The sequence below is a fragment of the Bradyrhizobium sp. WSM4872 genome, assembly GCF_055811715.1.
The window spans coordinates 269,593-283,131 of record NZ_JBVVPT010000008.1 but is presented as its reverse complement, the minus strand read 5'-3'; the positions used below and the strand labels follow the sequence as shown (position 1 = coordinate 283,131).

The window sequence follows — 13,539 nt, the reverse complement described above, 5'->3', positions numbered from 1 at the left end:
ATCGCCGGATTTGACGAACCAGATTTAGCGCAATCGCTGGAGGGCACGCGCAATGAGCACGGTCAGATGGATCATCTCCGCCGCCCCGGAAATCTTTCTGCTGCTGTCGGTCGCGCTCGGCACCATTCTTGGGCGCGTCAGAATCCGCGGTTTTTCGATCGGCACCACGGCCTGCACGCTCATCGTTGCCGTCCTGATCGGGCAGCTCGGCACCTTCACGTTTCCGTCCTTGCTCAGGGTCATCCTCTTCAGCCTGTTCGTGTTCACGATCGGCTACCGATCGGGACCCGAGTTCTTTGCCTCGCTGAGCATCCGGACTCTGGCTCAGGTCGCCCTCGCGCTCGTGCTTGGTGGCACCGGCCTCGTCATCGTTCTCATATTTGCCCATGTATTCGCGCTCGGTCCCGGCACCGCTTCCGGTCTTGCTGCGGGAGCCCTGACACAGTCGTCAGTCATCGGCACCGCGTCTGGCGCACTAGCCCAGCTCGGACTGCCCAAAGAGTTGCTGCAGCAGCAGGACGCCAATATCGCGGCCGGCTACGCCGTCACCTACGTGCTCGGCTATATCCTCACGCTCCTGTACGTGCCGTTCGTCGCGCCGAAATTGATGCGGATCGATCTGAAAGCGGAAGCTGCAAAGCTCGAGGCGGAGCTTTCGGGCGGCAACCCGCCACAAACTGAGAATCTGCATTATCGGAAATTCCAGGCCCGCGCGTACCGGGTATCGACCGCGGCCGGCCGAACCGTCGGCGCCGTCGAAGACGAGATCGGCAGCCGGAGCGTGATCGAGCGGATCGTACGGCGGGGAGCTGACGTCGAGCCGCATCGCGACACGGTGCTTGAAGCGAGCGACGACGTCGTCATCGCGGGTCGCACGGCGGCCATAGTCGCAGCAAAGCCGATTGTTGGCACTGAAATCGACGCCGATGAGATCCTGAAGGCTCTTCCGGGCAATGTGGTCGACGTCCTCGTTGACAATCGCAAGCTCCACGGCCGCTCCGTCAAGGACATGGCCGACCGCGTCGGCGACGCCGCGCGCGGCGTGTTCCTGCGCACCTTGACGCGGATGGGACGCGAGGTCCCCCTGAGCGCCGATACCCGCGTCTATGTCGGTGACGTCATGACCTTGGTCGGCAGCACCCGCAACATCGAGCGCGCCGCCTCGCAGGTTGGACAGATTCTGAGCTCCGAGGACCGCACCGACATCGCATTTCTTGCCGCGGGTATTGCCGTAGGTCTGCTTGCCGGTCTCGCGAGCGTCAAGATCGGGTCTGTGCCCCTGACGTTGGGAGGTGGCGGCGGCGCCCTGATTGCGGGGCTCTTCTGCGGCTGGCTGCGGTCGCGGCGGCCGACCATGGGCGCAATGCCGCCTGCAGCGCAGCAGACGCTGAGCGATCTCGGCCTTGGCGGCTTCATCGCCGCGATCGGGCTCGGCAACGGCCACGCGGCCTGGGTCGCGATCCAGTCACACGGCATGCTGCTTGTCGGCATGGGCTTGGTCGTCACACTGGTGCCGCTGATCGTGACGACCCTGTTTGCCCATCGCGTGCTCCGCATGAACCCGGTCATCATCTGCGGAGCGCTGGCCGGCGCCATGACGGTCGATGCCGCCGTGACCGGCGCCTGCGAAGTTGCAGAAAGCCAGACGCCGGTACTCGGCGTCGCCGTGCCCTATGCTGTCGGAAATGTTGTGTTGACCGTGCTTGGCCCGATCATCGTAGCCAGCACTTTCGCCGGTTGAGGAGGCTTGTTTGAAGCTCCGCTATCCTTCGATCGCATGGTGCCTAGCGGCAGCGTTGAGCATCCTGGCCTCCTCTCTGGCTCCCGGGCGCGCCGACGACAACATCCGAATCCAGGAGGAGGTATGGGCCCTGCCGTTGCCGCTGCCGATGTTCGCCTATGTGGTGCGGCCTGTCGGCGACGGCCCCTTCCCGCTGGCGATCATGAACCATGGCGTCTCGCTCAAACCGGTTGACCGCAGCTTCTTCCCGCTGGTGGAGTTCCGTGACGCCGCGAAGTGGTTTGCCAAGCGCGGCTATTTCGTCGTAGCGCCGGTCGGCACCGGCTACGGCGCGGCCGCCATCGACATCCCCGAGCACGGTCTTTACGGCCCCTTCTTCTCCAAGGTCGGAAACTGCAGCAATCCGAACTTCCACGATGCCGGACGTGCGGTGGCGCAGGTCGATCTCTGGATCATCGACTACATGGTGGCCGAGAAGCGAGTTCTGCCAACGGACGTCGTGGTGATCGGCCAGTCCGCCGGCGGCTGGGCCTCCATTGCGCTCTCGGGCGCAAACCCGCCGCAGGTCAAGGCAATCATCACCTTCGCGGCTGGACGCGGCGGCCGCGTCGACGGCAAGCCGAATAACAATTGCGCGCCGGACAAGCTCGTCGAAGCGACTGCCGATTTCGGCCGGACGTCGCGGGTGCCAATGCTGTGGTTCTATATCGAGAACGACACGTTCTTCGGCCCTGCCCTGTCGAAGCGCATGCATGAGGCCTTCACCGGGGCCGGCGGCAGGGCCGAATATCATCTGATGCCGCCCTTCGGCAGCGAAGGACATTTCTTTATCGGCTCGCCCGACGCGATCCCGATGTGGTCGCCGCTCGTTGAACGATTCCTTGACGCGCAGAAATAGCCGCAGGGGCTGGCGTGGAGGCAGAACATGATTGACGCAACTTCAGTGTTTTCGCCTGGGCGTGCGCTGGTCTGCATGTTGGTATTGTTCGCCGCGGCCCTTGCCGGACCAGCTTCGGCGCAGAATAAAGCCGCGCCAAAGCCGGCTCCAGAGGTAAAGTCCGCCGAAATCGCACCTCGCGGGCAGCGCGAAGCCAAGGACATCACCTATGGCGACTGGAAAAAGCTTTGCGTGAAGCCTGGAGGAACGCCGACGCTATGCCGGACCTCAATCACGGGGCGGTTTGCTACGGGGCAGATGGCAATCCGCGTGGACCTGATCGAGCGTGACGGTGACCCCATCGCGCGACTGCAAGTGTTTGTTCCCGTCGGCATGTATCTGCAGAGGCCCGCCAAGCTGACGGTCGACGGGGCCAACGTCCAGTCATTGCCCTACACCTGGTGCCTGACCAATGCCTGCATTGCGGCCGACGCCGCGGATCCCAAGTTCATCGACGACATGGATCGTGGCGAGGTCCTCGTGCTCGAACTCACCGATTCCAACCTTCTGTCTCTGACGACATCGTTGCCGCTGGCACAGTTCGGCTCGGCTCACAAAGGCGCGCCCGCACAGATCCTGGAGCAGGACATCGAGGAGTGAGCAGGTGAGAACGATCAGGCGCTCTTGGCGCAGGCGCGTTCAACCGTTGCGATCAGCTCGCTGGCCGCGAAGGGCTTGCTCAAATAGGCCGCACAGCCGGACTCGATCGCGGCTGCCTGGTTTGCCTGGCTGTCGTTGCCCGTGATGTAGATGACAGGAACCGTAGCACCATCATTTGCCAGCTTCCGCCGCAGAGCGATACCGGACTCGCCGTTCAGATTGATGTCCAGCACGAGGCAGCCCGCGTCTTCGAGACGGCCATGACGAAGCAATGCAGCGGCGGAGGCGAAAACAACTGCGGTAAAGCCGTGGTTCCGCAGCAACCGCTCCATGCTTCGCCGCATCGACAAATCGTCATCCACGACGTATATTGACCTGCGTGCAAACAACGGGTGAGCTTTCTCATCGGAGACTCTGCACTCGCCTCGCAACGACGACGCGCCGCAAATGTTCCTGCGCAAATTCAGGAGCCAACTAGGCAGTCGTTGCCAGAATCTGTCAATAACATTCCATATTGTCCTATCGTACAGGTCTCATCGCGAGATTGGCGCTAGCCGCCGCAAACGGTCCGACGGTTCACGCCGGCTGCGTGCTCAGAAGTCCGAGCCGCTCTGCGACGGAGACCAGCTCGGCCAACGACGGCACCTGCATCTTTGTCATCACCTGGTGCCGATGCGCCTTTACGGTGCGCTCCGTGGTTCCAAGCTCGTAGGCGATTTGCTTGTTGATCTTCCCGCGCACGATGAGGTCGAAGACCTGTCGCTCGCGTCGCGTCAGAGATGTCAAACGAGCACGAAACGACTCCAGTTTGCCCTGTTGGCCGCGCACCGCCTCTTGTCGAGCCAGTGCGCGCTCGATTGCGCCGATCAACTCCTCCGAAGATACGGGTTTGGTCAGAAAATCTTCGGCGCCGGCCTTGATCGCGCGAACAGTCGTTGCGGTATCCGCATGCCCCGTCAGGAATACGATCGGCAACGGCGAAGGCCGTTGGGCGAGGCACGCTTGCAACTCAGGGCCGCTCAGGCCCGGAATCTGCACGTCGAGCAGAATGCAGCCCGGATGTTCGGAGCCAGGGGGATCCTCGAGCAGTTGTTGCGCCGATGCGTAGGTCACAACCTCATAGCCGGCAAGCTTGAGCCGACGCTGGATGGCAGTGCGAAACGATGGGTCGTCGTCGACCACGTAGACGAAGCCAGGCAATGTTTTCCTCCCGACCTGTTCTTGCAAGCAGAACGCCGAACCGCCCGCGCAAGCCTTAGAAGCAATTCAAGGCGCCTCGCCCCCCGCGGTCAACATCAACGAAAGCAGCCCGCCCGCAGTGGCACGACCTCAGGCGGAATGTGCGACGTAAGCCTAAGCCGCGCAATCCGACAGATGTTCTGACAGATTTCTCATCCGGCGTACCATCGCCGTCCCTGTACTTTGGTACAATGCACCTACAGACAATGGTTGCAAAGCCTGCTTTTAGCTTAAACAACCTTCGCGGGAAGGGCGATGATCGGCGGCTCCGTATTCCCGGTGATTGAAATAGCTGCGCGCGGTTGTCGCGTCAGCACCAGTTCGGGAGTTGGCCATGCTGGTTCGCAACGCTGCCGACGCTTCCTCGCGGCATCATTCACTCCGCGAGCTTGGCCTGAATACCAGTTCAAATCCGATCATCAGTTTAAACGAATTTACCTATAAAAAAGGCACCGAAATCTACGGCGAGAAAGAGCCCGCCGAATACGTCTACCAGGTCAAATCAGGCGCCGTGCGAAGCTACAAGCTCCTCTCAGACGGGCGCCGTCAGATCGGCGCCTTCCACCTGGTTGGCGACATCTTCGGGCTCGAAAACGGCAGCGAGCATAGATTCACAACGGAAGCGATCGTCGACACGACCGTGCGTCTGGTTAAGCGGCAGAGCCTCGAACTCGTCGCAGAAGGCGATGCCATGGTTGCCCGAAACCTGCTCAGCATGACCACCAACAACCTTCAGCATGCGGAAGACCACATGCTGCTGCTCGGCCGCAAGACCTCGCTGGAGCGGGTTGCGGCCTTCCTGCTCGAGATGGATACGCGGCTAACCGCCGCGGGGATCCTGGCCCTGCCAATGTCGCGGCGCGACATCGCGGACTACCTCGGATTGACCCTGGAGACCGTATCCCGCGCCCTGTCCCGCCTCCACGACCTCGGCATCCTCGGCTTCATCGGCAATACCCAGCGGCAGATCATGCTCCTGGACCGGCATCAGCTCGCAGCCCTTGATGATCTCCAGAATTGAAGCCGGGCGCCGCGATTGCCGAGAGATGTTCAAGGGTCTTGCGCAACACCTCGAACAGGACCGCGGTCGACCAGCCGAACATCAGAATGCCGTTCATGGCAGTCATCGGCCCCGTCAGCCGCCAACCCTGCACTGGCGTGACATCGCCGTAGCCCAGCGTGGTGTAGTTCACGAAGGTGAAATACAGCAACTCGCTCCCCTCGGGCGCCGCACCAACCAGAGCGTACGCCAGCGCCCAGACAAGAACCTCGACCGTGTGTGCAACCATCAAAATGACAGCTATCGCGACCATTACCGCCATCAGGTGAGATCGGGGCCGCATTGTATGCTTCAATCCCGCTCTACGGGCGATGTCGATCGCTGCGACGGTCACCAGCGCATGAACCATGATGTTGATCACGCTGATGAAAGTGCCGAGCAGAAATTGGACGGCCATCGCGAGCTCCCAGACTGGTGCGGTTTGGTTGGTCAGCACTGCCATCCGGCCCGCGGTACGATGCGGGCGTTTGATGCAGATCAACGTGCCGCGGGCGTGTACGCCCATTGCCCGCACCCCGGCCACCAAGGAGCCCGATCATGACGCTCAGCTTGGCGCTCCGGGGCTACCGTTCATCAGCAGTGCCAGCGTGTGCCTGGCGATCATAAGATCCTCGTCGGAGGGCACGACGTAGACCGGGATGCGGCTCGCTGGAGACGATATCAGCCGCGATTGCAGAGCGTTCTCTTGTGCATCGAGCTTGACACCGAGCCATGCGAGCTGCTGCGCCACGCGCGAACGGAGCAATGCGGAGTTGTCGCCGAGCTCTGCCGTGAAGACGAACGCGTCAAGGCCCTGCAACGCAGCTGCGAGCATGCCCGCGTTGAGACCGATTCGATAAACGAAATGATCGATGGCGAACTTCGCGCTCGCGTCCTTACTTGCTTCGAGCTGACGCCTCTCACCGCGGGCCGCGACTTTCGGATCGATTTGCCCCGCTCGCACTCCCATCGGCAATTCGTCGAGCGCGGTGAAGGCCATTGTGCTCTCTACGCTCAGTCCACCGCTGAGCGCGCACATCGATGCCTCGCTCCCGAGACGCGCGACTATCACCCGTCCCATCGCGATTTCCGGCGCAATCCTGGGCAAGGCCTTCGCAATATATTCGTAAGTGAGACCATGAGAGCCGTAGCGTCGCACGCCCTCGGCATAGAGGTGACGGGGAATGGCACAATCGTCGGCGACCGCGGCACGCGTTCGGTGAAATGCGGTGTCGAAGCAGGCGACCTGCGGTAGCGCCAGGAAATTTGCCAGGATCGAACGGATTGGCGCCAGATTATGCGGTAGATCAAACGGCGCCAACGCGGTCAACCGCTCCAGGCACGCTAGGACTTCGTGATCGATGAGGACCGGCCGGTCATGCTCTGTACAACCGTGAATGACGCGGTGCCCGACTGCAATCGGATTTATATGAAGCTCGTCCCGCAACCAGGTGCCGGTGATGTCCATCGCAGCCGCAACATCCGGCACTGCTTCGACTAGGTAAGCGCGATTGGCCAGCGGACCACCGCCAGCCTTGCTCGCCCGCAGGCGCGGACAGCGCCCGATGCCGTCCATTTGCCCCTTGAGCCGTTGCCGTAGCCTGCCGTCTCCTTCGACAGAGTAGATCTGGAATCGGAGATCAGAGGAGCCGGCATTGATGACAAGAATGGTGTCCATGGCACTCACACCGCAAATGTTGCAGCATGCCGACCCGCGGCATCGACTCCGGCGGTCCGAGCGACGTCAGGGGGCGAGCCAGGCATTTCCACCACCATCTCCGACCGGTCGTCGTATCTTCACCCGAGAGCTTCCATCAAGCTCATGGAGGTCAACGCTCGATTGCCAGCTGTGCGGGCGCAGCACGTTCAGCGCGGATCCAGGCGACTGTCAGCTCCCAGACGACAGACAGAATGATCGGTCCGATGAAGAGGCCGATGATTCCGTGGAAGAGAGTTCCGCCGATCACTCCGATCAGGATGACCAGCGCCGGCGTGGTCAGGCCGCGCCCCATGACAAGCGGTTTCAGGATATTGTCGAGCACCGACACGATCACGAGAAACACCGTCAGCAGGAGCGCGATCGGAAATTCCTTATCGGTCCAGATCCAGATGATAACCGGCAGGATGACGATCGCCCCGCCGATCTGCACGATCGACAGCAACAGCACGATGAAGGCAAGAAGGCCCGCGCTGGCGATGCCGGCGAGCTTGAAACCTATTCCCGCCAGCAAGGCCTGGATGATGGCAACGCCGATCACGCCTTGAGCCACCGCACGGATCGTGGCTCCCGCCAAGTCCAGAAAATGCTCGCTTTGGTCCGGCACGATGCGCGACAGAAAGCTGCGCCCTGCGGCCACGAGCTGAGGTCCATACGGAAACAGCACGCCGGCCACCGCCACCGACAGCAGAAACTTGACAGTTCCCACACCGGCATTGCCGGCAAACCCAAGCAAAGTGCTCGCAAATGGCTTCAAATAGGGCACGACCGCGCGCAAGAGCGACCGTAGGTTGGTCGTCGCCTGATCCCAGAGATCGAACAGCTGAGGCCCGATGACTGGCCACTCCTTGAGCGACTGCGGCGGCGAAGGCACATGCAATTCACCAGCCGTCACCTGGGCGGCAAGATCGGTGATCCCGTCGACCGCGCCCATGCCCAGCCAGGTCGCCGGTCCGATCACCACAGCCAGGTTGACGAGCGTGAGGATCGTCGCCGCAAGCTTCGGCCGGCCACCGAGAATGTCGCAAAGGCGCCGAAACACCGGGTTCAGCGCAGCAGCAAGCACGACACTCCAGGCCAAAATGGGGATGAATGGACGGACCAGGAGGAGCGCCCAGACGAGCAGCAGCCCCAGCAATCCGAGCCGGATCAGAAGCTGGATGATCTCGTCTCCGGAGAATATCTGACGGAGTGTTTTCACGGACGCGCCTTCAGCCATGCCGCGCATGCTGAGGTGAACTAGCCCCTGCTCTCACGCCGCACGCTTGATCCAGATCAAGCGTCGCGCCTCTTCTGGGGCTGTGGTCCGGTCTAGGGCTGTGGTCCAGAGAGAGTCAGCTCACGCTCGGCCCGAAATACGTTACCGTAGAGACTCGCTATCCATTGCCGGCCTCGAGACGTCACGTTGAGATAACGTATCGCCGGCTGGATCTGGGGAGCTACGTTACTCCAATAGAATTGTGGATATTTGTAAACGATGTCCGCTGGCGTCGCGTAGCCCAGGGTCTTGTTGAGGCCGATCTCCTCGAACTCGTAGAACAGCGCGTTGGACTTCTTCAGATAGTTGGGATCGCCGAGCTGACCGATGAGATCGGCGGCCCGTAACAGCAATCCCTCCTCTTCAATGAGGCTGTCATTCGAAGACATCGTGTAAGGAAACCGGGTATATTCGATCGCCCGAGCGACCCGGTCAGCGTCCACCTGCTCGACGGAATCCAGCCGTTCCAGCACGAACAGCTTCGAGCGATCCACATGATATGGCGCGAGAGCTGCATCGGACGATCCTCGCGGCAGACGAACCGTTTTGCCGGTCACGTCCGCGATGAACAGATCGTCCTCATCACCCTGAACGACGCCGCGGACGTATCCGATGTCGTGGGCAAGGCACGCCAGAATGAAATTCGCATAGTCGTTTGCCGTGGTGGGCCGGAGCAGCGCGCGCCCCGTCAGGATATCGTGCCCGGCAAGGGTCACGAGCAACGTATGCTCGATGTTATGATAGAGAGCATCGCTGTTGCCGATGCACTCCATGGTGAGCTTGGCCGCGAACGGAAGCAGTTCGGTCAGTCCGGCATGGGAGGCACCGAACCGGTCCTTGGTTTCCATCGTCAGAAACGCGCCCAGAGCTTGCGACACCAGTTCCGGAACTGTGATCATCAGGTCTCTCCGCTATGGTATTGTCGACGATGCAGATCAAGCCGTTGCGATTAATGTTCGCGATATTCGCAGGTTCTTCAAGCCCGCCGCGCTCTGCGACCTAAGGACGATCCATCTGGTGCCGCGCCTCGGGCAAGCGGACCCGCGACCGGCCGGAGCCGCTCACGACCTCCAAGCTCGCTCGTTGATTCAAATCAAGGCCAAGCCGGTAACGACCGCAAACATCATGTGCACGGTCGTGCCGCCGGCGTGACGGAATTCTTCTCTCGCCGGTCAGTCGAGATTTAAACCAGTGGAGGATATGATGACGTTCATCAAAGGAGCATTTGCAGCAATTCTTACTGTCGCGACCACCATGATTTCTGTAGCCGGAAGCGAAGCAGCGCCCTTGCCGACCAACGTCGGAGCCATGAGAGCCACGCTCGATAGTGACCTGGTGAAGGTGCGCTACGGAGGCTGGGGTTATCGCGGCGGATGGGCCGGAGGCTACCGCGGAGCGGGATTGGGCTATCGTGGTTTGGGATATCGCGGCGTCGGATATGGCTACAGAGGTTACGGATATAGAGGCTACCGCGGCTGGGGCTCCGGTGCAGTGATCGCGGGCGCTGTGGTCGGCGGCGCGATCGCAAGTTCCGGCTACTATGGTGCATATCCCTCCTACGGCGGCGGATACTCCTCTTACGGCGGAGGATACGGCTATGAATATTGCCCGCCCAGTGCCTACAGCGCCTACGGTAGCTATGGCGGTTATGGCGGTTACTACGCGAGGCGGAGCTACTATTCCGGCTGGTAGATCTGCCTCGGATTCTCCTGAGCACGCGCTCTTGGTGCCCGGGCTCGTCTTCGCGAGCCCTGAAAGCGCCAGCGCCGTCGCGTATACTGCCAATACGTGAACTACCCCACGCATTGCGTCGCAAGACCGGGCGTGGTCTTGGGGGTGCGTCCCGTCGCGCGCGCTGCCGCACGAGAAGCGGTGCGGCCCGGCACTCCGGCCAACCGCGGCGGTCCGGTCGATCGCGCCGGCAGACGCTGACTGGCTTGCGCGACAAGACCACAAAAATGAGGGCCGACATGACTGCCGGCCCCCTGAAGACGTCAGACTCTGGAGAGCTCAGTACCTCGCGACGACCGGGTTGGCCCCTCCGAAGCGGTAATTGAAGCGCACGGTGAGCATATCCACGTCCTGGGTGATCCGGTCGTTCACGAAAGCAGCAAGTCGCGGATCGGCGACCGTGAACGAATTATTCCGGTGCCCCATGAACAGATGATCGTATTCGAGACCCACCGACCAGTTCGGGGTGAAGCCATACTCGAATCCGACACCGATGACACCACCCCAGCGGGTTGCGCTTTGCGCCGCGAGCTCGGCGCCGGTCGCAGTATCAAGCACGCTGAGACGATTGTCTGTTACCGCAGCGCCGCCCTTCACGTAGAACAGTGACGCATTCCAGGCGTAGCCGATCTGGCCGGTGAAGAGGCCGATGGCGCTCGTTTTGGCGCGTGTGGAGAGCGTCGGATCGAACAGGCTCACGCGCTGGTTGCTGAGATCCGCCCAATCGCCCTGAGCCTCCAGACCAAACACCCACTGGCTGGCCTGCCAGCGATAACCGAGCTGGCCACCGATAACGCCACCTGATCGATCGCGGCAGCCGGAGGCGACGGCGACGCCAGCCGCGTCAAGGAAATCGACGCAGTTGTGGTTCTGCGCCCAGCCACCATTGCCGCCGATGTAGAACCCCGTCCAATTGTAGATCGGAATGATCGGTGCCGGTGGCGGCGCCTTTACGGCCATATCGGCAGCCATGGCGGTCCCCGCCGTGCACAGCGCCACCAGACCAACGGTTGCTAATAGAAGTCTTCTCATCATGCTCTCTCCTTGCCGGCCGCTTTTTGATTGCCCGAACGGCGGCTTGTTGCACTGCAATCATCCCCCAACTTCCAGCTGAAACTCTACGGGCGACGGCACCAACTCCACGTGCCATAATGGCAACACCCAAGACATTTCGAACGCAACATCGGCATGAAGCACCAAGACATGCGGCCTATTTCTCCGGGTCGCCTTTGGCTTCGTGGCCGGCAACTTCGTCGCCTCGGTCTTGCTCTATCCAGGACGGAATGTCGCTCGAGGGAATCAGCCGTCGCGGCAAGAAGGGATTGAGCGTGCCTGCAAACACGATCAATCCTTCATTGAACTTCTCTCGCGCGAAAGCCCGCGCCTCGGCTTCGCTTTCGAATGTGCGTGTCTCCCGTGGACTTCGCCGCTTCGGCAAGGTCCCACGCTTCTGCACCTCGAATGTGACATACCAGGTCTGCGGCATCCGCCAGCTTCCGGATCGCGATCAAGCAGACATCTGCCGGCGAACGATAATCGGTGAGATCATGTCGGCGTCCTAGTTGCGCCGCTCTTCACGGCGCTCCGTGCGCCCTGTACGCCTTTCCTGGCGGCGTTCAGTCCGGCCCGTGCGCCGTTCCTGACGCCGTTCGTGGCGGGCTCCCCGCCTCTCCTGGCGTCGCTCCATGCCGATCGTCTGCGCCGACACTTCTGTTCCTAACAGCACCGTGCCGGATGCCGCCAATCCGAATACAGCGGCCCAACCGAGCAATGAAAGAGCCCCGCGACGATCGATTCCGTCAGACCTTGACGTTTCACTCATGTCAGTTACTCCCGATCTTGAAGGACGTTTTGATTGGGCAATGCCCCGACGTGCACTCATTGATAGTGTCGATGGCGGGCGCCCCCCTCCAAAGATGCGACGATCGGAGACGCTCACCAAACCTGGTTGCCAAACCAGCCGTACTGCGGCGGCCGCGCGACGAGCCGGATATTTTTCTCGATGTGCCTCCTCGCACTTTTGTTTTGACGCTGCGGCTTCACATCAGCCTTTGTCGACGGACGCGCTGGCGGTCGTTCAGCATCGGCTGCTCCTAGCTGAGCAAAGGCCTCGCGAGCGCGCCTCTGTGAGACGTCGGCGCCCGGCAGGGCACCAGGCTCGACCCTGGCGATGTCGGTTGCGACAAACGTCGGCACGCTAGTGTCGAGAACGACCCGCTCGGGCAATTTCCAATCGGAATGGATGCGGATGGTCGCGGAGCGCGCGGCTCCACCGTGGATGGCAGGCCGATCCGGCACCAGTGCGTCCACAAGGAAGAGCATCGCGAGCAACGTACTGCCGACATAGAACAGATATCGTGAGATGGGCATTGTCGGCGCCATTGCCGCCGCAGATCTTCGTCTGGCAAGCAACGGGCCACGGCGGCAGAATTGGCGAAGCAATGCAACCTGCATGGCACGGCTGCCTAAATCGAGCCGCCGTTGCTTCCGCCGCGACGCCCCTGGTGAGCACTTGCCGCGGCATGGGCGGCGCTTCACTGGTAAGCGCCACGCAAGCTGCAGCAGGCCAATGTTCACCGTGTCCGAACGCGGCGTCGCTTGAGCCAGATCAACGAATTGATTTTTCGCAACACCGCCTCGCGTCGTATCGCACGGCTTGGTCAGTGGCTGTGACCTGCCCCTTGGTACAATGACCGGAAGGGCAATTGCAGAGGTGTGGCACGCAACGCAGAATTCTCACCGCGTACATCGAGCTTCTGGCAGGGAGGGCCGATGATGAGTCAATTCGAGCTGAGTTCGCGCGCGGCCCTTTGTCGGAGGCTTGCAAGGCAGGATCCGGCAAACCAAACCGTCTGGATGGCCGAGGCAAGAAGCTGGTCACGCTTGGCGGCCGAGAGGCTTCATGATGAGCACCGATTGAAAGGTGGCATCACCGCCCGACTGTTCTTCGCGTTCACCAGATTGATCGAGGCGCAACACGAGCCCACGAACGAACCGGCAGAGATGATGAAGAGCGGATCAAGAGGCATCATGCCGTCTCGGAGCTTGTCGCCGACTGCATGACGCATTCCCGCGAGAAGCGTTCGCTCGATTACATACCTGGCTCCAGTGGAGAGAGGGGCCGAGATCCCACGTGACAGCGCGCTTCCGATGCGTCCCCGCGCGATGCACATATCGGACGGCAGAGCGTCGTCATCCGGATTCACTTAACTTGATTCGAACTTGATCCGGCAAACTCGAAGACGAAGCGGATGCGATTTGTTTGAATCCCTTGATC

The 13,539-nt window shown here is 61.4% G+C and carries 15 protein-coding genes; 6 read left to right on the top strand and 9 right to left on the bottom strand.

Annotated elements, in window-relative coordinates; all coding sequences use genetic code 11:
- Positions 1–52 precede the first annotated feature (52 nt).
- The 3 genes from aspT to AC0L3C_RS14595 are packed head-to-tail and all read left to right on the top strand — an operon-like array spanning position 53 to position 3,278.
- Positions 53–1,741: an aspartate-alanine antiporter gene (aspT, locus tag AC0L3C_RS14605; protein WP_473260295.1), complete on the top strand. Its 1,689-nt coding sequence runs from the start codon at positions 53–55 to the stop codon at positions 1,739–1,741.
- Between the two features lie 10 nt (positions 1,742–1,751).
- Positions 1,752–2,639, top strand: coding sequence for an alpha/beta hydrolase family protein (locus tag AC0L3C_RS14600; RefSeq protein ID WP_473279936.1), 888 nt, complete (start codon positions 1,752–1,754; stop codon positions 2,637–2,639).
- Between the two features lie 27 nt (positions 2,640–2,666).
- Positions 2,667–3,278, top strand: coding sequence for an invasion associated locus B family protein (locus AC0L3C_RS14595; protein ID WP_473408300.1), 612 nt, complete (start codon positions 2,667–2,669; stop codon positions 3,276–3,278).
- Positions 3,279–3,292: 14 nt separating this feature from the next.
- Here the strand turns inward: AC0L3C_RS14595 and AC0L3C_RS14590 are convergent, their stop codons facing one another.
- Positions 3,293–3,640 carry a response regulator transcription factor gene (locus tag AC0L3C_RS14590; protein ID WP_473408299.1) on the bottom strand — a complete coding sequence of 116 codons (348 nt, stop codon included), beginning with the start codon at positions 3,638–3,640 and terminating at the stop codon, positions 3,293–3,295.
- A 214-nt stretch (positions 3,641–3,854) separates the two neighbouring features.
- On the bottom strand, positions 3,855–4,478 hold the full coding sequence (locus tag AC0L3C_RS14585) for a response regulator transcription factor (RefSeq protein WP_473280059.1): 624 nt from the start codon (positions 4,476–4,478) through the stop codon (positions 3,855–3,857).
- 373 nt (positions 4,479–4,851) lie between these two features.
- On the opposite strand from AC0L3C_RS14585, the gene AC0L3C_RS14580 reads away from it, so the two are divergent.
- Positions 4,852–5,538 (top strand): helix-turn-helix domain-containing protein, encoded by a 687-nt coding sequence (locus tag AC0L3C_RS14580; protein ID WP_247362263.1) that lies wholly within the window; start codon positions 4,852–4,854, stop codon positions 5,536–5,538.
- Here AC0L3C_RS14580 and AC0L3C_RS14575 read toward each other — a convergent pair.
- The 4 genes from AC0L3C_RS14575 to AC0L3C_RS14560 form a co-directional block, all read right to left on the bottom strand.
- Positions 5,486–5,974 carry a potassium channel family protein gene (locus AC0L3C_RS14575; RefSeq protein ID WP_473408308.1) on the bottom strand — a complete coding sequence of 163 codons (489 nt, stop codon included), beginning with the start codon at positions 5,972–5,974 and terminating at the stop codon, positions 5,486–5,488. The two genes, AC0L3C_RS14580 and AC0L3C_RS14575, sit on opposite strands and share 53 nt — an antisense overlap.
- A 147-nt stretch (positions 5,975–6,121) precedes the next feature.
- The gene (locus AC0L3C_RS14570) at positions 6,122–7,234 is read right to left on the bottom strand and encodes an acetate/propionate family kinase (RefSeq protein WP_473408298.1); all 1,113 of its coding nucleotides are present in this window, start codon (positions 7,232–7,234) and stop codon (positions 6,122–6,124) included.
- A 151-nt stretch (positions 7,235–7,385) separates the two neighbouring features.
- A complete protein-coding gene (locus AC0L3C_RS14565) occupies positions 7,386–8,501 on the bottom strand; it encodes an AI-2E family transporter (RefSeq protein ID WP_473260303.1) in 1,116 nt (371 codons plus the stop codon).
- Between the two features lie 83 nt (positions 8,502–8,584).
- Positions 8,585–9,430 carry an HD domain-containing protein gene (locus AC0L3C_RS14560; protein WP_473260307.1) on the bottom strand — a complete coding sequence of 282 codons (846 nt, stop codon included), beginning with the start codon at positions 9,428–9,430 and terminating at the stop codon, positions 8,585–8,587.
- 355 nt (positions 9,431–9,785) lie between these two features.
- Here AC0L3C_RS14560 and AC0L3C_RS14555 point away from each other — a divergent pair, with 355 nt between their 5' ends.
- Complete coding sequence (locus AC0L3C_RS14555) at positions 9,786–10,223, top strand: hypothetical protein (RefSeq protein WP_473260309.1); 438 nt, start codon at positions 9,786–9,788, stop codon at positions 10,221–10,223.
- Between the two features lie 318 nt (positions 10,224–10,541).
- On the opposite strand, the gene AC0L3C_RS14550 is transcribed toward AC0L3C_RS14555, so the two are convergent.
- From AC0L3C_RS14550 to AC0L3C_RS14540, 3 genes are all read right to left on the bottom strand, one after another.
- The gene (locus AC0L3C_RS14550) at positions 10,542–11,297 is read right to left on the bottom strand and encodes an outer membrane protein (RefSeq protein ID WP_473260672.1); all 756 of its coding nucleotides are present in this window, start codon (positions 11,295–11,297) and stop codon (positions 10,542–10,544) included.
- A gap of 175 nt (positions 11,298–11,472) precedes the next feature.
- Positions 11,473–11,748: a hypothetical protein gene (locus AC0L3C_RS14545; RefSeq protein WP_473260311.1), complete on the bottom strand. Its 276-nt coding sequence runs from the start codon at positions 11,746–11,748 to the stop codon at positions 11,473–11,475.
- 449 nt (positions 11,749–12,197) lie between these two features.
- Complete coding sequence (locus tag AC0L3C_RS14540; RefSeq protein ID WP_473260313.1) at positions 12,198–12,716, bottom strand: hypothetical protein; 519 nt, start codon at positions 12,714–12,716, stop codon at positions 12,198–12,200.
- Between the two features lie 318 nt (positions 12,717–13,034).
- Here AC0L3C_RS14540 and AC0L3C_RS14535 point away from each other — a divergent pair, with 318 nt between their 5' ends.
- A complete protein-coding gene (locus tag AC0L3C_RS14535) occupies positions 13,035–13,325 on the top strand; it encodes a hypothetical protein (RefSeq protein WP_473260315.1) in 291 nt (96 codons plus the stop codon).
- The last annotated feature ends 214 nt before the right edge of the window (positions 13,326–13,539 follow it).

What these genes read in the sequence shown, in the direction of transcription:
- aspT (WP_473260295.1), top strand. Translation starts at nt 53, where the DNA reads ATGAGCACGGTCAGATGGATCATCTCCGCCGCCCCGGAAATCTTTCTG.
- AC0L3C_RS14595 (WP_473408300.1), top strand. Translation starts at nt 2,667, where the DNA reads ATGATTGACGCAACTTCAGTGTTTTCGCCTGGGCGTGCGCTGGTCTGC.
- AC0L3C_RS14580 (WP_247362263.1), top strand. Translation starts at nt 4,852, where the DNA reads ATGCTGGTTCGCAACGCTGCCGACGCTTCCTCGCGGCATCATTCACTC.
- AC0L3C_RS14575 (WP_473408308.1), bottom strand. Translation starts at nt 5,974, where the DNA reads ATGGCCGTCCAATTTCTGCTCGGCACTTTCATCAGCGTGATCAACATC.
- AC0L3C_RS14570 (WP_473408298.1), bottom strand. Translation starts at nt 7,234, where the DNA reads ATGGACACCATTCTTGTCATCAATGCCGGCTCCTCTGATCTCCGATTC.
- AC0L3C_RS14565 (WP_473260303.1), bottom strand. Translation starts at nt 8,501, where the DNA reads ATGCGCGGCATGGCTGAAGGCGCGTCCGTGAAAACACTCCGTCAGATA.
- AC0L3C_RS14560 (WP_473260307.1), bottom strand. Translation starts at nt 9,430, where the DNA reads ATGATCACAGTTCCGGAACTGGTGTCGCAAGCTCTGGGCGCGTTTCTG.
- AC0L3C_RS14555 (WP_473260309.1), top strand. Translation starts at nt 9,786, where the DNA reads ATGATTTCTGTAGCCGGAAGCGAAGCAGCGCCCTTGCCGACCAACGTC.
- AC0L3C_RS14550 (WP_473260672.1), bottom strand. Translation starts at nt 11,297, where the DNA reads ATGATGAGAAGACTTCTATTAGCAACCGTTGGTCTGGTGGCGCTGTGC.
- AC0L3C_RS14545 (WP_473260311.1), bottom strand. Translation starts at nt 11,748, where the DNA reads ATGCCGCAGACCTGGTATGTCACATTCGAGGTGCAGAAGCGTGGGACC.
- AC0L3C_RS14540 (WP_473260313.1), bottom strand. Translation starts at nt 12,716, where the DNA reads ATGCAGGTTGCATTGCTTCGCCAATTCTGCCGCCGTGGCCCGTTGCTT.
- AC0L3C_RS14535 (WP_473260315.1), top strand. Translation starts at nt 13,035, where the DNA reads ATGATGAGTCAATTCGAGCTGAGTTCGCGCGCGGCCCTTTGTCGGAGG.